This window comes from Hyphomicrobium sp. (genome assembly GCF_035548195.1).
GTDB lineage: Bacteria > Pseudomonadota > Alphaproteobacteria > Rhizobiales > Hyphomicrobiaceae > Hyphomicrobium_B.
Window position 1 is genome coordinate 1 of record NZ_DASZTY010000017.1, and the last position, 20,342, is coordinate 20,342.

At 58.8% G+C, this 20,342-nt stretch carries 16 protein-coding genes and 1 pseudogene; 8 read left to right on the top strand and 9 right to left on the bottom strand.

Annotated features, from left to right (window positions below; genetic code table 11):
- From VHB22_RS04560 to VHB22_RS04580, 5 genes and pseudogenes are all read left to right on the top strand, one after another.
- Positions 1-297: pseudogene (locus VHB22_RS04560) on the top strand (squalene synthase HpnC); the annotation flags it as partial.
- Positions 294-1,136 carry a presqualene diphosphate synthase HpnD gene (gene hpnD / locus VHB22_RS04565; protein WP_325455777.1) on the top strand — a complete coding sequence of 281 codons (843 nt, stop codon included), beginning with the start codon at positions 294-296 and terminating at the stop codon, positions 1,134-1,136. The pseudogene VHB22_RS04560 and the gene hpnD, both read left to right, overlap by 4 nt.
- Positions 1,136-2,389: a hydroxysqualene dehydroxylase HpnE gene (hpnE, locus tag VHB22_RS04570; protein ID WP_325455778.1), complete on the top strand. Its 1,254-nt coding sequence runs from the start codon at positions 1,136-1,138 to the stop codon at positions 2,387-2,389. Before hpnD ends, hpnE begins: the two co-directional genes overlap by 1 nt.
- A 29-nt stretch (positions 2,390-2,418) precedes the next feature.
- On the top strand, positions 2,419-4,407 hold the full coding sequence (gene shc, locus VHB22_RS04575; protein WP_325455779.1) for a squalene--hopene cyclase: 1,989 nt from the start codon (positions 2,419-2,421) through the stop codon (positions 4,405-4,407).
- Positions 4,408-4,410: 3 nt separating this feature from the next.
- Positions 4,411-5,100: a phosphorylase gene (locus VHB22_RS04580; RefSeq protein WP_325455780.1), complete on the top strand. Its 690-nt coding sequence runs from the start codon at positions 4,411-4,413 to the stop codon at positions 5,098-5,100.
- Here VHB22_RS04580 and hpnH read toward each other — a convergent pair.
- Both hpnH and ispH read right to left on the bottom strand, forming a co-directional pair.
- On the bottom strand, positions 5,038-6,192 hold the full coding sequence (hpnH, locus tag VHB22_RS04585) for an adenosyl-hopene transferase HpnH (protein ID WP_325455781.1): 1,155 nt from the start codon (positions 6,190-6,192) through the stop codon (positions 5,038-5,040). The two genes, VHB22_RS04580 and hpnH, sit on opposite strands and share 63 nt — an antisense overlap.
- A 43-nt stretch (positions 6,193-6,235) precedes the next feature.
- A complete protein-coding gene (gene ispH, locus VHB22_RS04590) occupies positions 6,236-7,165 on the bottom strand; it encodes a 4-hydroxy-3-methylbut-2-enyl diphosphate reductase (RefSeq protein ID WP_325455782.1) in 930 nt (309 codons plus the stop codon).
- Between the two features lie 291 nt (positions 7,166-7,456).
- Here ispH and VHB22_RS04595 point away from each other — a divergent pair, with 291 nt between their 5' ends.
- Positions 7,457-10,081, top strand: a complete 2,625-nt coding sequence (locus tag VHB22_RS04595; RefSeq protein WP_325455783.1) for an MMPL family transporter — start codon at positions 7,457-7,459, stop codon at positions 10,079-10,081.
- A 4-nt stretch (positions 10,082-10,085) separates the two neighbouring features.
- On the opposite strand, the gene hpnJ is transcribed toward VHB22_RS04595, so the two are convergent.
- A complete protein-coding gene (gene hpnJ / locus VHB22_RS04600) occupies positions 10,086-11,504 on the bottom strand; it encodes a hopanoid biosynthesis associated radical SAM protein HpnJ (protein WP_325455784.1) in 1,419 nt (472 codons plus the stop codon).
- Between the two features lie 11 nt (positions 11,505-11,515).
- Entirely contained in the window at positions 11,516-12,649 is a 1,134-nt protein-coding gene (hpnI, locus tag VHB22_RS04605; RefSeq protein ID WP_325455785.1) for a bacteriohopanetetrol glucosamine biosynthesis glycosyltransferase HpnI, read from the bottom strand.
- Positions 12,650-12,776: 127 nt separating this feature from the next.
- Between hpnI (VHB22_RS04605) and VHB22_RS04610 the strand changes: the two genes are divergently transcribed.
- Positions 12,777-13,754: a VacJ family lipoprotein gene (locus VHB22_RS04610; protein WP_325455786.1), complete on the top strand. Its 978-nt coding sequence runs from the start codon at positions 12,777-12,779 to the stop codon at positions 13,752-13,754.
- 149 nt (positions 13,755-13,903) lie between these two features.
- Here the strand turns inward: VHB22_RS04610 and VHB22_RS04615 are convergent, their stop codons facing one another.
- On the bottom strand, positions 13,904-14,533 hold the full coding sequence (locus VHB22_RS04615) for an ABC transporter substrate-binding protein (RefSeq protein WP_325455787.1): 630 nt from the start codon (positions 14,531-14,533) through the stop codon (positions 13,904-13,906).
- A gap of 240 nt (positions 14,534-14,773) precedes the next feature.
- Here VHB22_RS04615 and dxs point away from each other — a divergent pair, with 240 nt between their 5' ends.
- A complete protein-coding gene (gene dxs / locus VHB22_RS04620; RefSeq protein ID WP_325455788.1) occupies positions 14,774-16,714 on the top strand; it encodes a 1-deoxy-D-xylulose-5-phosphate synthase in 1,941 nt (646 codons plus the stop codon).
- Here dxs and VHB22_RS04625 read toward each other — a convergent pair.
- The 4 genes from VHB22_RS04625 to VHB22_RS04640 all read right to left on the bottom strand — a co-directional run bounded on the left by VHB22_RS04625 (position 16,711) and on the right by VHB22_RS04640 (position 20,267).
- Entirely contained in the window at positions 16,711-17,700 is a 990-nt protein-coding gene (locus VHB22_RS04625) for a lysylphosphatidylglycerol synthase domain-containing protein (protein ID WP_325455789.1), read from the bottom strand. The genes dxs and VHB22_RS04625 overlap by 4 nt on opposite strands.
- A 34-nt stretch (positions 17,701-17,734) precedes the next feature.
- Entirely contained in the window at positions 17,735-18,940 is a 1,206-nt protein-coding gene (hpnI, locus tag VHB22_RS04630) for a bacteriohopanetetrol glucosamine biosynthesis glycosyltransferase HpnI (protein WP_325455790.1), read from the bottom strand.
- An 80-nt stretch (positions 18,941-19,020) separates the two neighbouring features.
- Positions 19,021-19,899, bottom strand: coding sequence for a hopanoid biosynthesis-associated protein HpnK (hpnK, locus tag VHB22_RS04635; protein ID WP_325455791.1), 879 nt, complete (start codon positions 19,897-19,899; stop codon positions 19,021-19,023).
- Positions 19,900-19,988: 89 nt separating this feature from the next.
- Positions 19,989-20,267: a hypothetical protein gene (locus VHB22_RS04640; RefSeq protein ID WP_325455792.1), complete on the bottom strand. Its 279-nt coding sequence runs from the start codon at positions 20,265-20,267 to the stop codon at positions 19,989-19,991.
- Positions 20,268-20,342: the final 75 nt, after the last annotated feature.

The following is a 20,342-nucleotide window of genomic DNA, read 5'->3' on the forward strand; positions in this document are numbered from 1 at the left end:
TCGCTGCTTGCCTGCATCCGGCATTGCGCAAAGCGGACTGAGGAGCTCTTACCGGAAGCGTCGCGGCTGCCGGGATCCGTTTCCGACTTGCGCCTTGGCGTCGAGACGTCAGTCATCGTCGCGCTTGCCCGCGATCTGGTCAGTCTTTTGGATAGGCGCGATCCGTTGTCGGAGCGCGTACACTTCTCTAAGCCGTATGTGGCCCTCGTTGCGGGGCGTGCCGCTGTTTCGGCGCTCCTGGCGCGAGCCGTGGGCAGGCACGGGAGTTATCAAGCCGTCAGGGATGATGCCGCATGACGTCCGTAGCACACACGTCAGTCTCGGAAGAGACACCCGTCGCGTCGCGCAGCTCGTTCTATGCGGCTATGCGCGTGCTGCCGCTGGAGCAGCGCGAGGCGATGTATCACGTCTATGCGTTCTGCCGTGCCGTCGACGATGTCGCTGATAATGGCGGCTCGCGCGAGTCTCGCATGGGGGAACTTGCCCGTTACCGATCAGATATCGAAGATCTTTACGCAACCGGCCGGACAACTTCCCGGACTGCCGATCTCGCATATCCGATCAGCAAACACGGCCTGCGGAAGAGCGACTTCATTGCTGTCATCGACGGCATGGAGATGGACATCGTCCGTGATATTCATGCGCCCGACTGGAAGACGCTCGATCTTTATTGCGATCGAGCTGCGTCGGCCGTGGGGCGTCTGTCGGTCCCAATTTTCGGAATTGAAGGCGATCTCGGTATTGAGCTGGCGCATCACCTTGGCCGGGCGCTGCAGTTGACGAATATCTTGCGTGATATCGACGAAGACGCCGCGATGGGGCGCCTTTATCTGCCGAAGGAAGCGCTTCGCGATGCCGGGATAACGGAGACCGGTATTGACGCCATTCTGGTGCATCCCGCGCTTGACCGAGTTTGTCGCGGGATCGCGCAGAAGACGCGAAACTACTACTATCGGTCGGAAGAGATCATGGCACGCTGTCCGCGCCGCGCCGCCCGATCGCCGCGGATGATGGCAACCGTCTATCGCGGCATTCTCGAAAAACTCATTGCGCGCGGCTGGCGTTTTCCACGGGCCGACGTGCGCCGCTCGAAGCGTTACGTTCTGTGGGCGGTGCTTCGCGACGGCATCTTCTAATGTCTTCCGGGACGACCCACATCGTCGGGGCCGGTCTTGCCGGCCTTTCGGCGGCGGTTCAGCTCGTGCGTCAAGGCCGCAAGGTCGTCGTGTACGAGCTGGCGCGCCATGCAGGCGGCCGATGCCGATCCTATTTCGAGCCGGCGCTGGGGCTGACGATCGATAACGGCAATCACCTGCTGTTATCCGGGAATACAAGCGCTATCGCGTTTCTTGACGCGATTGGAGGGCGGCATCTGCTTTCGAGTCCGGAGCGCGCCGAGTTCACATTTTACGATTTCGCGGCTGACAGGCGATGGGTCCTTCGGCCCAATGACGGCCTGCCTGCGTGGTGGATATTTTCGAAGTCTCGTCGTGTGCCAGGTACACGTGCCAGCGACTACATCAGCTTAGCCAAGCTTTTGGCTGGACCCGAAACCCACACGGTTGCGCAACGGATCGATACCGAAAACAGCGTCTACCGCAATCTCATCTATCCCGTTTTGCTCGCGGCACTAAATTGCGATCCGGCGGAAGGCTCGGCGAAGCTTGCGAGTGCGGTCGTGCGTGAGACGTTAGCGCGCGGAGGACGTGCGTGCCGCCCATTGTTTGCCGCGAACGGGCTCGGGCCTGCGCTCGTCGACCCGGCCGTCAATTTCATTCGAATGAATGGCGGCGATGTCCGGTTCGATACGCCGGTGCGGGGAATAAATTTTGCAAACGGGCGCGTCGCGGTGCTGAGGCTTGCCGATGGCTCAGCCGATATCGTGCGGGAAGACAGCGTGATCGTCGCCGTGCCGGGGTGGGTGGCGCGGACGCTGATTCCCGACCTCACCGTGCCGACCGAATATCGCGCCATCTTTAACGCGCATTTCAAGATCGCGCCGCCTGCGGGCATGGCGAAGATCACAGGCGTCGTCAACGCGACGACGGAGTGGCTGTTCGCCTTCGATGACCGTCTTTCGGTGACGGTGAGTGCGGCGGATCGTTTCAATGATGCGGATCGCGAACCGCTCGCGCGGCAAATCTGGTCGGAAGTTTCGAAAATTGCTGGTTTGAAGGATGACTTGCCGCCGTGGCAGATCGTCAAGGAACGCCGCGCAACGTTTGCCGCGACCCCGCAGCAAAACCGTTTGCGACCGCCCGCTGCGACGGCGTGGCCAAACCTGTTTCTCGCAGGAGACTGGACGGCGACGGGGCTTCCGGCAACGATCGAAGGCGCGATCCGGTCCGGCAACACGGCTGCCAAACTGGCGACGGCCGCGAGTATCTGATACGACGCTAGCTTTCTGGGAGAGCCGCAATGGAATTCGACTCGGCTGCCAAATTTGCCCGCGCTGAAGATGCGGAAATTCCGCGCGCGAAGCTCGATGCTGCAATTTCTTTGGCGCAGCGTTCGCTGCTTGCACTGCAACGCGACGACGGACATTTCGTGTTCGAGCTTGAGGCAGACGCAACGATTCCTGCCGAATACGTCCTAATGCGGCACTATCTGGCCGAGCCCGTCGATGCGGTTCTCGAAGGCAAGATCGCGAATTATCTTCGGCGCATCCAATCTAAGGACGGTGGCTGGCCTCTGTTCCACGACGGCGTCTCAGACATCAGCGCGTCGGTCAAGGCATACTATGCTTTGAAGATGATCGGCGACTCGGCGGAGGCGCCGCATATGAGAAAGGCACGCCTCTGGATTTTGTCGCGCGGCGGTGCTTCGCACAGCAATGTGTTCACACGGAATCTGCTTGCATTATTTGGAGCGATCCCGTGGTCGGGTGTGCCGGTTATTCCGGTCGAGATTATGCTGCTTCCGCGCTGGTTTCCGTTCCATATCGACAAAATTTCCTATTGGGCGCGCACGGTTCTTATTCCGCTTACCGTTCTCAATGCGCTGAAACCCAGGGCGAGAAATCCTAACGGGATAGGTATTCCAGAACTTTTCTCGATGCCGCCGGAGCAGGTCAGGACATGGCCGAAAGGGCCGCATCAAAAGTTTCCGTGGTCGCAGGTTTTTGGCGGGATCGACCGGGTGCTGCGTTTTAGCGAGCCAGCGTTTCCAAAATCACTCCGGAAAAAATCGATCGACAAGGCGGTCGCTTTTGTCACCGAACGTCTTAACGGGGAGGATGGTCTTGGGGCCATCTTTCCGGCGATGGTCAACTCATTGCTCGTTTACGATGCGCTGGGGTACGGCCGCGATCATCCGGACTATGTGACGGCGCGCGGGTCGATAGAAAAATTGCTGATCGTCAAGGATGACGAGGCATATTGTCAGCCATGCCTCTCGCCAGTTTGGGATACGGCGCTCGCGACGCATGCTTTGATGGAGGCGGGAGGAGCGGAGGCCGAGACGGCGGTCGATCAGGCTTTGGCTTGGCTGAAGCCGCTGCAAATTCTTGATGTGGTCGGGGATTGGGCGGAGTCGCGGCCGGGCGTGCGTCCGGGAGGCTGGGCATTTCAATACGCCAACCCGTATTATCCTGACACGGACGATACCGCCGTCGTCGCGATGGCGATGGATCGTGCCAGCGGAAGGTTGCGGGATCACGGACAGTCCTATCGCGAGCCGATCTCGCGTGCGAAAGAGTGGATCGTCGGCATGCAGAGCAAGAACGGCGGTTGGGGCGCCTTCGATGCCGATAACAACTACGAATATTTGAATCAGATTCCATTTTCCGATCATGGTGCGCTTCTTGATCCGCCGACGGCCGATGTGTCGGCGCGATGTGTTTCCATGTTGGCGCAGCTCGGCGAACGGCGTGGCCAGAGCGCGGTGCTCGATCGAGCAATCACTTATCTGGAAAAAAATCAGGAGAAAGACGGTAGCTGGTACGGCCGCTGGGGAATGAACTACATCTACGGTACGTGGTCGGTACTATGCGCTTTGAACGCGGTTGGCGTTCAGCCGTCATCGGCGACGGTGCGAAAGGCCGTAGCCTGGTTGCTGTCCATTCAAAACGAGGACGGTGGATGGGGCGAGGATGGCGAAAGCTACCGTCTCGACTATAAAGGATATGAACCGGCGCCGAGCACGGCGTCGCAAACGGCGTGGGCTTTAATGGGGCTGATGGCTGCAGGTGAGGTCGATCATCCTGCGGTCAAAAAGGGTGTCGAATATCTCGCGTCTCACCAAGGAAAAGACGGTTTCTGGGGCGAAGAACGGTTTACAGCCACCGGCTTTCCACGTGTCTTCTATCTTCGCTACCACGGCTATTCGAAGTTCTTTCCGCTATGGGCTTTAGCGCGCTATCGAAATCTCAAAGCGGCCAATACTAAAACCGTTCTTGCCGGGATGTGATGGGTGCGGCCTAGTCAGTGCGTGGTAGCTGCGACCGGTCTTAAAGCAGAGGCCTCGATCGCGGAGCGCTCCGAGGGCGTCATCGCCGTTGCAGGCGGCGGGAACGAAGCCCGGCTTGGATCATTGCTGGACGCGGAAATCTCCGAGGGGGTCGAAGGTCTTGTCAGCTTCGGCATTGCCGGGGCATTGCGGCCGGGGCTTGTTCCGGGATCATGCGTCGTCGGCGTAGCCGTGATCGGCGAAGGACGATGGTATCCTGCCAACGAGGCGTGGTCCGATCGCTTAATTAACTCAATCCCGGGAGCTGCGCGCGGTGCCGTGGTTGGTATCTCAAAGCCTGTCAGCAGCGTTCAAGACAAAGCGGCGATGTATGATACCTGGGGAGCAGTGGCCGTCGATATGGAAAGCCATATCGTTGCGCGTCTGGCGCAGAACCATTCGTTGCCTTTCGCCGTACTGCGCGTGATTGCCGATACGGCGAGCCAGCGATTACCGCCGGCGGCGGTCAATGGTTTGAAGGCGGATGGTACTCCGGATCTTGCTGCAGTACTCAAGTCTCTTGCGTCGCAGCCAACTCAACTCCCGGATCTGATCCGCACGGCTTTGGCTACCCGGCGGGCGATGAGCGGATTACTCCGCTGCCACCGGCTTCTTGGAGCGGGCCTCGGCTTCGGCTTTGTCGATCTCCGCTAATTTCGTTTCGACGTGCCGCGAGAAAACAAACTCGGCCGGGCGTTGGTTATGGAGCGGAATGTCCGGCGCCATTGGTCCGTCGGTTTTCACACCTTTTAATGTCACCGCAGCAATCTTCCATGGCCGCTTGACCGCGTCGACGACGGCGGTCGCTTCGAAGCCCGAATGGACCATGCAGTCGGCGCACTTTTCGTAATTGCCGGTGCCGTACTTGTCCCAATCCGTGCCTTCCATCAGCTCCTTGAAGGTTTTGGCGTAGCCTTCACCAAGTAGATAGCAGGGGCGCTGCCAGCCGAACACCGTGCGCGTCGGGTTGCCCCACGGCGTGCACTGATAGGTCTGGTTGCCCGCAAGGAAGTCGAGGAACAGCGCAGACTGGAAGAACGGCCACGCTCGTCCGCCGCGACCGCGCTTCAAGATATCCCGGAAGATCTGCTTCGTTTTTGTCCGGTTGAGGAAGTGCTGCTGGTCGGGTGCGCGCTCATAGGCGTAGCCCGGCGATATGGTGATGCCGCCGATGCCGAGGGTCTTCACATCGTCGAGGAATTTGGCGACGCGCTCGGGTTCAGCGTCGCTGAAGAGCGTGCAGTTGATGTTGACACGAAAACCCTTCGCCTTTGCGACCTTGATGGCTTCAACGGCGCGATCATAGACGCCCTGCTTGCACACCGATTTGTCGTGCATCTCCTTATCGCCATCGAGATGGATCGACCAGTTGAAGCGGCTGTGCGGTTTGTAAAGATCGATCTTCTTTTCGAGTAATAGGGCGTTGGTGCAGACCGTAACGAACTTGCCTTTCGCAAGCGCGCCGTTGACAATTTCGGGCAGTTCCTTGTGCAGTAAAGGCTCGCCGCCCGCCATGACGACGACGGGGGCCCCGCACTCGTCCATCGCATGGAGCGCGTCAGCGACTGAAATGCGCTGGTTCAGGATCTTGTCGGGATAGTCGATCTTGCCGCAACCGGCGCAGGCAAGATTGCAGCGGAACAGCGGTTCCAGCATCAGGACGAGGGGATAGCGCTTCCGGCCCATAAGATGCTGCTTCAGCACGTAGGCGCCGATCGACAATGCTTGATTTATCGGAATTCCCACCCCTTGGGGCTCCTTCTTGCAATATATGGACTTCGGTTTGCGCTTACGAAGCCTCTAGCAGTTCGCGTGGTAGGCGGAACGTTATCTTTTCTTCGACGCCTTGCAGCGCCTGAATCTCAACCGGACCCAGTTTAGCTAGCGCGCCGACTACGTCATCGACAAGGACATCCGGGGCCGAAGCCCCTGCAGTTATGCCGATCGTTTCCTTTCCGACAAGCCATGCCGGATCTACTTGGCGGCCATCTGCGACGAGATAGCTCGGGATGCCGAGTTCCTCGCCGATTTCCCGGAGACGATTGGAATTTGAACTGTTGGCGGAACCGACGACGAGGAGCACGTCGATATGGCGGCAGAGGTTGCGCACGGCAGTCTGGCGGTTCTGCGTGGCATAGCAGATGTCGCGCGTTTCGGGGCCAATGACGTCGCTAAAGCGCTTTTGGATGGCCTCGATCGTCTGGCGGGTATCATCGACGCTCAGTGTGGTCTGGGTGATGTAGGCAACGGGCGTGTCGTCGGGAATTGGCAGGCCGAGCACGTCTTCGCGGGATTCGACCAGGTGAACGGTGCCCGTGATTCGCCCAAGCGTGCCTTCGACCTCGGGATGCCCGGCGTGTCCGATGAAAAGCACGGTGCGCCCTAAAGAGGCGTAACGCTGGCCCTGATTATGGACCTTGGTGACGAGCGGACAGGTTGCGTCGATGACGCGAAGTTTGCGGTCAGCAGCCTCGGATTCGACCGCTCGCGAAACGCCGTGGGCACTGAAGATCGCGACAGCGTCGCCCGGAATCTCGTCAAGTTCTTCGACGAAACGGGCGCCCCGCGCCTTTAATCCGTCAACGACATGGCGATTGTGGACGATCTCATGGCGCACGTAGACCGGCGCGTCGCACGTTGCCAGTGCGCGCTCGACAATATCAATTGCTCGGACGACACCCGCGCAGAATCCGCGCGGCTGCGCCAGGATAACTTTCATGCAGAACCCCCCTTCTGTGAGGTGTCAGCACGCGCCGCTCCCGAAGCGCTCCGACGTTCTCAAGATCAACTTTACGCGCTAAACGTGCTGATATGGACTCAAGGCACGGTCGCGTCCGGATGGGCCGGTGTAGTCGTGTCTCAAAAGCAACACAGTCGACGACTGGGGTGCGAACGCAGGGCGCATCTGGTAAGCAGCGCCCTCATCCACTGAAATAGTCGAAATTCGGCACGCCATGCGTTCTCCCGACATTGATTTGCCGCCCAAATTCCAGCGTGGGCCAAGACCAGCATGATCGAGCGCGCCGTTGCTTCGATTGTGCGAGCTGCTTTGCGTTTCCCGTGGCTGAGCATTGTGCTCGCGGCGGCTCTTACGGCGGGCGCAGTCCATTACATCATTTCGCATTTCGCCATCACCACCGATACCGGCCAACTCATTTCGGCCGATCTCGACTGGCGTCAGCGTGAGCGAGAATTTGACGCCGCGTTTCCTCAGCACTCAGACACAATAGAAATTGTCATCGATGGCGCTACGCCGGAACTGGCGGAGAACGCGGCTCGGAAGCTGTTTACGGCGTTGTCGGCTCAGATGCCGAATCCGTTCGAGGCGGTTCGGCGTCGGGAAGGCGGACCGTTCTTCGAGAAGAACGGTTTGCTGTACCTCTCACTGGACGAGGTCAAGCAGACAACGGAAAGCCTGATCAAGGCTCAGCCGGTGCTGGCGACACTGGCTGCAGACCCGACGCTCAACGGCTTGGCGAAAGCGCTTTCACTTTTGCCGAAAGGTGTCGCGGAAGGCCGTGCGCAATGGCCGGACTACGAGAAGCCGCTCGGCGTACTGGCAAAGTCGGTCGAGCACATTCTAGCGGGAAAGCCATCGACATTCTCATGGGACCAGCTTCTCGCGAACGAAAAGCCGGCGACTTCGGATTTGCGGCGCTTTCTGGAAGTGAAGCCTGTCCTCGATTTCGGGGAACTGCAACCGGGCGCCGAAGCCTCCGAGGACATCCGGCAAACGGCGCGTGAGCTGCATTTGACACCTGATGACGGCGTGCGCGTCCGCTTAACGGGCTCGGTGCCGATGGCGGACGAGGAATTCGGGACGGTCGCCGAGGGTGCGGTGCTCAATACAAGTCTGACAATTGCCGCCGTTCTGATTATTCTGTGGCTCGCATTACGATCGGCTAAAATCATCATCGCGGTTGTCGTTTCGCTTTTTGTCGGGTTGGCGCTGACAGCGGCTGCCGGATTGGCGATGGTCGGTGCGCTCAATCTGATCTCCGTGGCGTTTGCCGTGCTGTTCGTCGGGATCGGCGTGGATTTCGGCATTCAGTATTCGGTGCGTTACAGGCAGGAGCGCCACGAACAGCATGGCCTGCGCGAAGCTTTAATCTCGGCGGGCCGCAAAGCAGGAAAGCCGTTAGCCTTGGCGGCGGCGGCGACGACCGCAGGCTTCTACGCTTTTTTGCCGACGGCATATCGCGGCGTTTCCGAGCTTGGCTTGATCGCGGGCAGCGGGATGCTGATAGCGTTCCTGACGAGCATCACTTTGCTTCCCGCGCTATTGAGCTTGCTTAATCCTCCGGGCGAGCCGCGTGAAGTCGGCTATCGCGCGCTCGCACCTGTCGATCGCTTCATGGCGCGCCACCGCGTTGCCATTCTGACGCTTACGGCTCTTTGCGTCGCCGCAGGATTGCCGCTGCTGCAACGACTGACATTCGACTTCAATCCGATCAACTTGCGTAGCGACAAGGTCGAATCGGTCGCGACGTTCAACGATCTCATGAAGGACCCGGCAACGGCTCCCAACACGATCGATATTCTCACGCCCTCCTTAAACGAGGCAAAAGCGCTGGGCGCTAAGCTCGAAGATCTTCCCGAGGTTGCGCGGGTCGTGACGCTCGCAAGTTTCGTCCCGGACCAGCAGAAGGAAAAGCTTGCTGTCATCCAGGACGCGGCGAGCCTCTTGGGGCCGTCGCTTGATGCGCCCGAGACCCCGGCGCAGCCTACGGATGCCGAGACGGTGGCGAGTCTCAAGGAGACGGCTTCGGCGTTTATCGATGCGGAGAAGAAGACCGGCGCTGCGATCGCAAAGCGCATGGGCGATGTGCTCAGCCGACTGGCGAACGCGACGCAGCGACAGCGGACGACAGTTGAACGCGCGCTGATGCAGGGTTTCAAACTGCGGCTTTCTCAAATCCGGGCCGCGCTGGGTGCAGAAGAAATTACTTTTGCGAACTTGCCAAAAGACGTCGTTTCCGATTGGACAACCCGTGACGGTCGTGCGCGTATCCAGGTTGCGCCAAGCGGCAACGGTAACGATAATGCGAATTTGCGGCGTTTTGCGGCGGCGGTGCTGGCGGTTGCTCCGGACGCCACGGGCGTTCCGATCCTCATTCAACAGTCGGCAAAAACTGTCGTCCGGGCCTTTATCGAAGCCGGGGCGTTGGCGCTGGTATCGATCACGCTTATTCTTTTCGTGGCGCTGCGTCGCGTCAGCGACGTTCTGCTGACGCTTGTACCCCTGCTGTTGGCCGGGATCGTGACGCTTGAGCTTTGCGTGCTGATCGGACTACCGCTCAATTTCGCGAACATCATTGCCTTGCCGGTGCTGCTCGGGGTCGGCGTTGCCTTTAAAATCTACTACGTACTGGCTTGGCGCGCGGGTGAGACGAGCTTGCTGGCATCGTCGCTGACGCGGGCAGTCGTCTTCAGCGCGATGACGACGGCGATTGCGTTCGGCAGTTTGTTCTTTTCAAGTCATCCGGGAACGTCGAGCATGGGCGAACTTCTGGCGCTGTCGCTTTGCACGACGCTTGCTGCGGCCGTGCTCTTTCAGCCGATCCTGATGGGGCCGCCAAGACAAGAAGAAAAGCCGGACGAAGATGGCCCGGCTTTGTTGGATCCCTCTGGCTGAAGCCTCAGGCTTCTTCGCGGTTGCGCAGGAACTGGAAAAATTCGACGCCCTCGCGCAGGCGCCGCTTCATCATCTCGGGCGACGTAATCATTTCGCCGACGATCGAGGCGATCTTGGATGGGCGGAAATAGAACTTCTTGTAGAAGTCTTCCACCGAGTCGAAGATCTCTGTGTGCCCGAGATGGGGATAGTTGAGCGGTGCGATCTGCGTTCCGTCTTCGGTCAGAAGATCGGTATCTTCGGCGAACCAGCCGTTTTCCTTTGCCTGCTTATAAAGGAAGGTCCCGGGATAGGGCGCAGCTAAGGAAACCTGGATCGTATGCGGGTTTACTTCCTTCGCGAACTCCAACGTTTCCTGGATCGTTTCGCGTGTCTCGCCAGGCAGTCCCAGAATGAAGGTGCCGTGGATGACGATGCCGAGCTCACGGCAGTCCTTCGAGAAACGCTTCGCAACATCGACGAGCAGGCCCTTTTTGATGTTGTGAAGAATCTTCTGGTTGCCGGATTCGTAACCGACGAGCAAAAGCCGCAGGCCGTTGTCCTTCAGGACTTCAAGCGTTTTGCGGGGGACATTTGCCTTGGCATTGCAGGACCAGACGACGCCAAGTTTACCGAGTTCTTTTGCCAGCGCTTCTACGCGTGGAAGGTTGTCGGTCAGCGTGTCGTCATCGAAGAAGATTTCCTTGACCTGCGGAAGTTCCTTCTGGACGTACTTTACTTCCTCGATGACGTGCTCAATCGAGCGGACACGATAGTTGTGTCCGCCGACTGTCTGCGGCCAAAGGCAGAATGTGCAGCGCGATTTGCAGCCACGTCCGGTATAGAACGAAATATATGGATGTTTGAGATAGCCGCCAAAATACTTCGTGATATCGAGATCGCGTTTGTAGATTGGCGAGACGAAAGGCAGAAGGTCCATGTTGTGCAGGACCTCGCGATCGTCATTCGTGACGACCACGCCTTCTTTGTTGCGGTAGGTGATGCCTTTCACATTGGCCCAGTCGCGGCCGTCGGCAATCTCCTTGACCGTAAAGTCGAACTCGTTGCGCGCCACGAAATCGATGGCTGATGTTTCGGTGAAAGCTTTTTCCGGCTCGACCGCAACCTTGGCGCCGATGAACCCGATCTTGGCTGTCGGGTTGACGTCCTTGATCATCTCGGCGGTGCGTACGTCCGATTTGAACGAGGGGGTCGATGTGTGAAGGATGATGAGGTCCTTGCCGCGAATATCGGCCTCAATGTCCTTGAACGAAAGGTCGTGCGGCGGCGCGTCGATCAGCTTGGAGCCTTCGACGAGGGCTGCCGGTTGCGCAAGCCAAGTCGGATACCAAAACGAGCGCACCTCGCGCTTCATCTGGTAGCGCGCGCCGGCACCTCCATCATAACCGTCGAAGGAGGGGGCCTGCAGAAAAAGTGTTCGCATAGTGGCGCCTTTCAGGTCGGCGTGACGGAGCCATCGGTATCGACGCGGTAGCCGCGACCCCGCCAATCGACTGTGCCGGGTACGTAGCTTGCGACGAACACTGCGAAACTTATGAGGTCTCGCAAAGGGCTGAGCCAGAGCGAGCTTTTCCCCCCGCCCGGCAGCCGCTCAACTTGTATCGGAACGAAAAGGCGCGACGCAAGCGTTCCCGCGAGGATGACCACGCCTATTGCGCTGAAGCCACTCAATGCCAGAGCGGCGAGCGCAAACGGAAGGGGATGCGTGATAACGGAACCGGCATAGCCTATTGGATCGACGAGACGAATCGTTCGCGCCCAGCGAAGCTCGTGACGGAGTAGTTCCGAAAAAGACTTATCGGATGACGTGTGGCCGATTGTGAATGGCGGTATTGCAACCTTGAGCCCCAAGCGGCGAACCGCGTCGCCCATGGCATAATCGTCGGCGAGAGTATTGGAGAATGCTTCGAAGCCGCCAATGCGTCCGAGTGTTTCTTTGTTAAGCGCAATGGTTGAGCCGAAACAGGGATGAGCGAGGCCGAGTTTTAGGCCGACGAGCACGTTTGGGAGGAAATGCTGGTCGACGGCGGCTGCCGCCATTCGCGACCAAAACCCGCCGATGGATCGTCCACGATAGAGGCAGGTAACGAGACCAACCCCGGGTTGCTGCAAAGCAGCCACTACGTCTCGGACGTAGTGGCGGTCAACATGCATATCGCTATCGCTCAGGATCAGCACATTGTTCTGGGCAAGCGGAAGCATGTTGACGATGTTTGCAATTTTCGGATTGCGTGCAGCCGCCTGCCTGCCTCGTGCGAGTTCGATATTGCGGTTCGGAAATTTCGCACGGAGATCTTGAACAAAGAGGGCTGCCGGATCGTCGGGATCTGCAACGCCACAAACGAGCTGAATTTCGCTCTCATAATCTTGTGTGCAAAATGATTCGAGATTCGCTGCTAATCCGGGCTCTGCGCCGTATAACGGTTTCAGAAGCGTGACGTCTTCTTTCTGGCGCAAAGCCGGCCTCGATTGAGCACGAAGCTGTGCGACGAGTGTGGCTGCAAACAAGGCGTAACCACTACCGATAACGGCAAAGAAGATGCAAACGAGCCACAGACAGGACGTCATTCCGACGCTACTTTCTGGTTTGTTGAGGTAGCTCCGTAGGATAGTTCGCATTAGGCTGGCGTCCAATGCTGAGCTGCGATAGATGTAACGGCGCCTTTATGGCGGGGGACGACGAGGGGAATTCCGAGTGCGGTTTAGCGCCATCCTAAATTGGGTCGGCTGCATTTTCGTTGGCGTGGGCTTATCTGCCTGTGCCAGCACATCCGCCTCTGTCTCTCCGCCCGAATACCTCGCGTCTGCCGATAAAGAAGCGTCGGACGAACCGAAAGCGATTGCTGACCCCAACGAGCAGTTCAATCGGTCTGTCTTCGATAGCAATCAGAAATTCAATCACTCGGTCCTTTATCCCGCTGCCAAGACCTACAACGAGAATGTTCCCGAGCCGGTTCGCGATCGTATCGACGCGTTTACGACCAATCTCAACGAGCCGATGGTCTTTGCAAACGATGTTTTGCAACTTCGGCCAGCCGCGGCGGCAACGACTCTCGCCCGATTTGCGCTGAATTCTACTCTTGGCCTCGGCGGTCTTTTCGACGTTGCAGCTACGGAAGGCATGGCTAAGCAATCCGGTGACTTCGGCCAGACGATGTATGTTTGGGGTTATCGCGAGAGCAGCTATCTGGTGCTTCCGGTCTTAGGGCCGACAAACGTGCGGGATGCGCTCGGAACGGGTATCGAATTCGCCGCCGGCATTCCGGCTGCAACGCTCATTCCTGCGAAGGCCGCAACGCTCGCGAGCAACGTGAATCTCGCGGGTACAGTTACCAGTCCGCTGGCGAGCCTCAGCAAAGCCGAGGATATGGAAACTCTTGAAGACAGTTCGCTCGATTTCTATTCGATGCTGCGAAGCGTGACCGATCAGAAGCGTCAGGCCGAACTGCAGGAAGCGTTGAACACGAGTGCGTTGACAAGTACGCCGCCGCCGCCGGATCCGAATGCTATCGAGCCGGTGATGGAATTGGTGTCGTCGCCGACGATGTTAAAGAGTCGACAGTATACCGACGTGCCGAAGCTGCCGTCGGCGCGTCCGCGGTCCGTGGTGATCGTGGGGCCGCCCGCTGCCGACACGCCCGCCGCCAACGATGCGGACACCTCAGCGCAGTAAGAGCGGCAACGCTCTCATCTATTGAATTTGGATTGTCGTGAAGGGCGGTGCCTGCCGCTTGATCGTCATTGTGCCTGACCGTCCGTCCGGCGCCTTCGAAAGAGAGACGTCATGGCCGGCGCTACCAACTGCGGCCATGACGTCCAAGCTCAACCGCCGGACAAGAGCCGATCGCCTTGCTTGCGAAGCGACGCGATCAGCGCATTTGGACCACCAGATTTCAAAATCGACGTGAATTCGGCCCGGCGGCTTGCAAGCTCGCTAATGGTGCCGTCGAGATAGACGTCGACAACTCGCCATTCCGGCCCCGATTTCCTCATCAAGTAATTGATGGGCACGGGTTTCCCGTTGCTTTGAATAATCTGGGTCTTGACCATCTTGTCGGCTGCCCGGTCGGTGATTTCCGTAATCCGGAAAGTTTCACCCGAGAAGCCGTCGAAACGCTTTGCGTAAGTCGCTATCATCATACGCGAAAAGGCATCCGTCAACGCGGCTTTCTGCTGCGGCTGTAAAGTGTTCCACGTGGGGCCGACGGCCATGCGCGTCATGGTCGCGATATCGTACGTTTTTGATAGCGTCGGCGCGAGGGCCTGGTAGCGCCCTTGAACGCCAAGCGACTGCGCCTGCTTCATCGTCATAAGCAACTTCGCATTAAGTCCGTCGATGGCCTTCGCGGGCGCGCCTACCGCTTGAGCCTGGGCGATACCGGGGAGGCTTACCGCCAGCAACAATCCCCGCATGACCACGCCGACTGCAAACGATTTCCTGTTCGGGATCATTACCCCCCTCCTCGTCCTACTTTTCCAACAGCAAAGCTCGATCTTTGGAGCTGCGGACCGTGTAACCATGCAGAATGGCCTTATTTTGCCCATCTTGAGCCTGTGTCTGGTATTTGTGAGGCTTAGGGGCAACACGTTCCCGCAGAGTCCGAAGCCAGCGGTATCATCCATTTTTCGGGCTGCGCCAAGGGTTCATAATTCGGGGGCGAAAACTCGGACGTCGTTGGGGGATATCGGCTTATGGATGCAGTCTCCGCTCGGTCATCCAAGACGCCGCTTTTGGATCAAGTCGATACTCCGGAGGATTTGCGGAGGTTATCGGAGTCCGATCTTCCGCAGCTTGCCAACGAACTGCGTACTGAGACGATCGATGCCGTTTCCGTCACCGGAGGTCATTTGGGTGCGGGGCTTGGAGTCGTCGAACTGACCGTCGCGCTCCATTATGTCTTCGATACACCACGTGACCGTCTGATCTGGGACGTCAGCCATCAGACGTATCCGCACAAAATTCTCACGGGACGGCGAAGTCGCATCCGCACGCTGCGACAGCCGAATGGGCTTTCGGGATTCACGAAACGCACCGAAAGTGACTACGATCCCTTCGGTGCGGCGCATTCGTCAACGTCGATTTCGGCCGGTCTTGGCATGGCCGTCGCGCGGGATATGAGCGGCGGAACGAACAATGTCGTCTGCGTTATCGGCGATGGCGCGATGAGCGCGGGCATGGCGTATGAAGCGCTCAACAATGCCGGTGCACGCAATGAGCGGTTGATCGTCGTTCTCAACGATAACGATATGTCGATCGCGCCGCCGACCGGTGCCTTATCGTCCTATCTTGCGCGCACGACATCGAGTGCGTCGTACTTCTACGTTCGCGACATTGCGAAACAGCTTGCGAAGCGCTTGCCGAAGAGCTGGGAGCGCCGGGCCGCACGGGTCGAGGAGTATGCCCGTAACCTATGGCAGGGCGGTGCTTGGTTTGAAGAGCTCGGTTTCTATTACGTCGGTCCCATTGATGGACACGATCTCAATCAGCTTCTCCCCGTGCTGAAGAACGTGCGCGACGCCAAGCATGGCCCGATCCTCGTTCATGCCATGACGAAAAAGGGTAAAGGGTATGCGCCGGCGGAAGCCTCGCCGGATAAATATCATGGTGTCGCGAAGTTCAACGTTGTCACGGGCGTCCAATCGAAGCCCAAGGCAATAGCGCCGTCTTATACGCGCGTGTTCGCCGACAGCCTCGTTCAGGAAGCAAGAAAAGATCCTAAGATCGTTGCGATTACAGCGGCGATGCCCGACGGCACGGGCCTCGATGTTTTCGGCAAGGAATTTCCGGATCGTACCTTCGATGTCGGGATAGCCGAACAGCACGCGGTGACGTTCGCGGCCGGTCTTGCCACCGAAGGGATGAAACCCTTCGCTGCCATCTATTCCACGTTCCTGCAGCGCGGCTACGATCAGGTCGTGCATGATGTCGCGATTCAGAATCTACCGGTTCGCTTCGCGATCGACCGCGCCGGATTCGTGGGCGCGGACGGAGCCACGCATGCAGGGTCGTTCGATCTTGCTTATCTCGGATGCTTGCCGAATTTCGTCATCATGGCTGCGGCCGACGAAGCCGAGTTGAAGCACATGGTTGCAACGGCCGTTTCGATCGACGATCGGCCGTCTGCCTTTCGCTACCCACGCGGAGACGGCACTGGTGTTGCATTGCCGGAGGTCGGGGAAGTTCTGCCCATCGGCAAGGGGCGTGTTTTGCGGGAGGGGTCGACAGTCGCAATCTTATCGCTCGGTACGCGTCTCGGTGAAGCGCTGAAGGCTGCAGAGCAGCTTGCTGGCCTCGGGCTTTCGACGACGGTTGCCGACGCGCGATTTATGAAGCCGCTCGATACCGATCTGATCCGACAGCTCGCCCAGAACCATGAAGTCCTGATCACGATAGAAGAAGGTTCGATCGGTGGATTTGGTAGTCACGTTTTACAGTATCTCAGCGACAGCGGCCTACTGGAGCACGGATTGAAGGTGCGTGCGAAAGTGATGCCGGATTGTTTCGTCGATCAGGATAAGCCGGAAGCGATGTATCAGAAGGCTGGCCTCTCAGCGTCGGGAATCGTCGATGCGGTCCGCGATGCTTTGCAGATGAACAAAGTGCCGACGACGCGCGAGCGCATCTGCAGCTAACGGCTCTGAGCGTCGTGTGGCGTCTGCAGTAGACGCCGGGCTTCGAGCGCCTGCCAGATAAGCAGCGTCGGGACTCCCGTGAGTAGCTCACGGGCACGTTTCAAGAGCGATAGGCCAAGTGCAACGTCGGGCGTGAGACCGAACAGTGCTCCGACCGCGACGTAGCCGCCCTCCTGAATGCCTGCGGCCCACGGCACGACGAACGCGATCGTTCGCAACGCGAAGATGAGGCTTTCAATTGCGAGCACGTCGCCGAAGTCCAAGGGGTGACCCATGAACGAAAGAGCGATCCATGCTTCGCCCGCACCGACGATCCAGGCGATGAGATGTAGAGCAGCGCATGCAATTGGGCGCCGCGGAGCGCGATAGATATCTTCAATACCAGCGTGGATGCTGTGAGATCCGTCTTCCGTATTCCACGGTGCGGTCAGTCCAAGGCGGTCGGGTAGCGATTGCAGAAAGCGAAAGAGCCCGCTGCGCTGAGCGACGATAAATGCGGCCATGGCCGCTGCGCCGATCACCAGTCCGGCCAGTGCCCACCAAGCCAGAGGCGTGTTCGGCTGCTCTTTCACAAGAATGGCAAGTCCAAGCAACGTGAAGAACAGTTGACTGACGATTTCCATTGTCACGTCGACGACAGTAGTAGCGATGGCGGCGCCGAAGCTCATGCCGAAGACCGTTAACTCGCGCGCTGCGACGGCTTCTCCGGCTCCCGGCACTATCGCAAGAATGTTGGCGGCGCTGTCTCGCAGTAGACGCACCCAGTTGAAGAGCGCGATGCCGTCCGGCTGGGGAACCACTGCGAGAGCGCGCCAGGAAAACGCACAGAGTACGACAGATGTCAGATATACGGCTGTCATCGCTGCCAGACCGCGCCATCCCGCTGCGAGAAAGGCATCGCCGACGGCAGCCGACCCGATGTAGACGACGAGTGCAGTTCCGGCGGCCACGCCCACGAGAGCGATAAGCGCTACGCCCGTTTTCATACGTCCTGAGGGAAGAATGCGTCGCCTCGCGGGATCACTGGACACTGCTGGATGCTTTCGATGATTGAGGCGCAGAGGATCCCTTTGCGAGGATATTCTCTGCCGCCATCAATTTGCGGTATGCGGAAATGCTGAACGTTTCCTGTCCCCACTTGATACGGTTTCCGAACAGGCCAACGGCCCAGGCAAAAAAACAGACGCATTCACGTAAGGGCACGATCCAGGGCTCTGCCGGCGTCGCGATGCAAAAGCTTCGGCGGACCAGGAAATGCAAAGCAATTCGCAGGATAATATGTGCGGTCAGAATAAAAATACCGATCACGCTTGGCTGCGGTAGGAGCAAGAGCAGTAATAACGGCAACGGCCACGTCACGACGGACATAAACTGGTCGAGCGGGCGGCATGCGCGCTCGGATCGCTGCCAACGGACTTCGTGCCGGAACATGTCGGCGAAGGTCTTCTCTGCCACGACCGTATCGCAGGCATACGGCGAAAGGACAACGCGCCAGCCGCGACGAGCCACGAAACGACCCATCGAGAAATCTTCCGCGAGGCATCCGGCGAGCATTTCGAAGCCGCCGATCGCGTCGAGCGCTTCGCGTCGTACAGCACTCATGGCGCCGAAGACGAAGTCGATGCCGCGCAAATCCACGTCGACGACAACGGAAGGCACGAACCAATCGTTCAAATAAAGTGCGCCGAAACGTGATGGAGCATCATTCGTTGGCCAGCCTTTGTAGATCGAAGCCACCGCGCCAACGGCCGGATCGTCGAATGGGGCGGCCATTGATGCGATGCAGTTCTGGTCCACGCGGACATCGCTGTCGGAAAGCACGATAAGATCGTATTTCGCAACCTTTGCAATGTTTGCGAGATTTGCGGCCTTGCGGTTCGGACCCGCCAACGTGCCGTCCACCACGAGGCGCAGATCGCAATCCGGAAATTCGGAAATCAGCCGTTCGACGACAGCGACGGCTGGGTCGTCGGGAGTGTGGGCGCCAAATATCACCTCATAGGTCGGGTAATTCTGAAGGCAGAACGAGCGCAGGCTCTCGTAAAGATCAGGGCCGTCGCCATAAACGGGCTTCAGAACCGAAACGCCTTGTCTTGGTTCCGCGCCGATGACGGCACGCTCGCGAAAATGCCATGTCGAGCGAATTGCGAGAAGGAGATAGGCAAGCCCGGCGAGGCCAAGCAAAACTCCTGCGCACTGCCAAATTGAGAAGACGAAAATCGGCATAACCGGAAGTCCGAAGGTTGTGCCGCGGCATCTGCCCGGCGCGTGCGGCATAGCATGCCAATCCGGCTATTTCGAGCGCCTCATACGGTGGTTCGACGGGCGGGGCTAACGGCTTCACGGAATGGTGCAAGCGTCAATTCTAATGCCTGAACCTTCGCTTTGACGTTGAGGCTCATCAGCGCTGCAAATTCGTCGACCGGACGATAATGATCCGGGAGATTGTCGACGCCGGGCCAGCGTTCCGTCGCCGGATGGAAATAGATTTCGCTGGTGCCGCGAGGCAGATGGTCAAGAAGCCGCAACACGCGCGTTTCAAGCATTGCGCCGCTATCGTTCAAGCCAAAGACGTAATCGTTGACGGACAATCCCGCTTTACGCGCCCGGCGGCGAAGCAATCGCGTCTGGGCGAGAAAGAAAAGCCATGAGGATAAACGTTCACGAAAGCGATCGGACGTGGCGCGGTATGATGGCAGAAGCGGTTCGACCGGGATGCGCACCGGCGGGTGGCCGAACTCGGGCGCCAATCGCGCGATGATTTTCGATATCGCGGGATGCATGTGAAAATGCTGGTGGCCGTTGATATGGTCCATCGCGAGGCCGGTCTTGCGAAATGCGTCGAACTGGGCGGTAATTTCAGCTTCCGCCTGCCGTCGCATCTCTTTAGAAAAAAAGAGAGCCGTTCCGAACTTCACGGGATCAGTTGAGAAGCGTCCGTCCTTGCCGACGAGATCTGGGACCTGCGTTGGCGGAAGTACCGGACATCCGTCGACGAGCGTCAGATGTATTCCAACGCCCAGCCGACCTAGTTTGCGGGCGCGTTCGACGGCATCATCTCGTGCAGGCGCTCCGGTCATCAAGCTCGCGGCGGTCAAAATGCCGTGCTGGTGTGCGCGTTCGACGGCTTCGTTTACGGGCAGCGAGAGGCCGAAGTCGTCGGCAGTTACGATGAGTTTCTTCACGGCCGCGCGGGTTCCGTCGTTCCATTGCCAGTAAAGGCGAGTTGGCGATGTTCTAGGCTGGCGCGGCCTGCGATGCCAGCTGTCATATGCTACCGCTTGCGGCGTTTTTTTGCCGTCGGCTGCGGGGCGATGACTTTCCGGCAAGCGGGGCTCAACTGATCGCGCTTGCGGTTGAGGCACGCGACAATACGGTCCTCATTCGGGATATCGAACAGGCAGAGGCTCAGGACGTCAGGTGTGCAGGCTGCCTGTTCCTCAGCAGTGCCGCTGTGGGCGAAGCTGTCCTGAGGGAAGCTTGCAGTAATGACCGCTGTCGCGACGGCGGCTGCAGCGACGGCGGCACGGTTCGCTCGGTTCGAGATTCTCACGGGATATCCCCTGCCTGGTCATTCGGCGGCGTCTACATCGAAAGCAGCTTAGATCAGCCGAGCCCAGCGGTGGAA

What these genes read in the sequence shown, in the direction of transcription:
- hpnJ (WP_325455784.1), bottom strand. Translation starts at nt 11,504, where the DNA reads ATGCGAACACTTTTTCTGCAGGCCCCCTCCTTCGACGGTTATGATGGA.
- shc (WP_325455779.1), top strand. Translation starts at nt 2,419, where the DNA reads ATGGAATTCGACTCGGCTGCCAAATTTGCCCGCGCTGAAGATGCGGAA.
- hpnE (WP_325455778.1), top strand. Translation starts at nt 1,136, where the DNA reads ATGTCTTCCGGGACGACCCACATCGTCGGGGCCGGTCTTGCCGGCCTT.
- dxs (WP_325455788.1), top strand. Translation starts at nt 14,774, where the DNA reads ATGGATGCAGTCTCCGCTCGGTCATCCAAGACGCCGCTTTTGGATCAA.
- VHB22_RS04595 (WP_325455783.1), top strand. Translation starts at nt 7,457, where the DNA reads ATGATCGAGCGCGCCGTTGCTTCGATTGTGCGAGCTGCTTTGCGTTTC.
- hpnD (WP_325455777.1), top strand. Translation starts at nt 294, where the DNA reads ATGACGTCCGTAGCACACACGTCAGTCTCGGAAGAGACACCCGTCGCG.
- hpnI (WP_325455790.1), bottom strand. Translation starts at nt 18,940, where the DNA reads ATGCCGATTTTCGTCTTCTCAATTTGGCAGTGCGCAGGAGTTTTGCTT.
- hpnI (WP_325455785.1), bottom strand. Translation starts at nt 12,649, where the DNA reads ATGACGTCCTGTCTGTGGCTCGTTTGCATCTTCTTTGCCGTTATCGGT.
- ispH (WP_325455782.1), bottom strand. Translation starts at nt 7,165, where the DNA reads ATGAAAGTTATCCTGGCGCAGCCGCGCGGATTCTGCGCGGGTGTCGTC.
- VHB22_RS04615 (WP_325455787.1), bottom strand. Translation starts at nt 14,533, where the DNA reads ATGATCCCGAACAGGAAATCGTTTGCAGTCGGCGTGGTCATGCGGGGA.
- VHB22_RS04625 (WP_325455789.1), bottom strand. Translation starts at nt 17,700, where the DNA reads ATGAAAACGGGCGTAGCGCTTATCGCTCTCGTGGGCGTGGCCGCCGGA.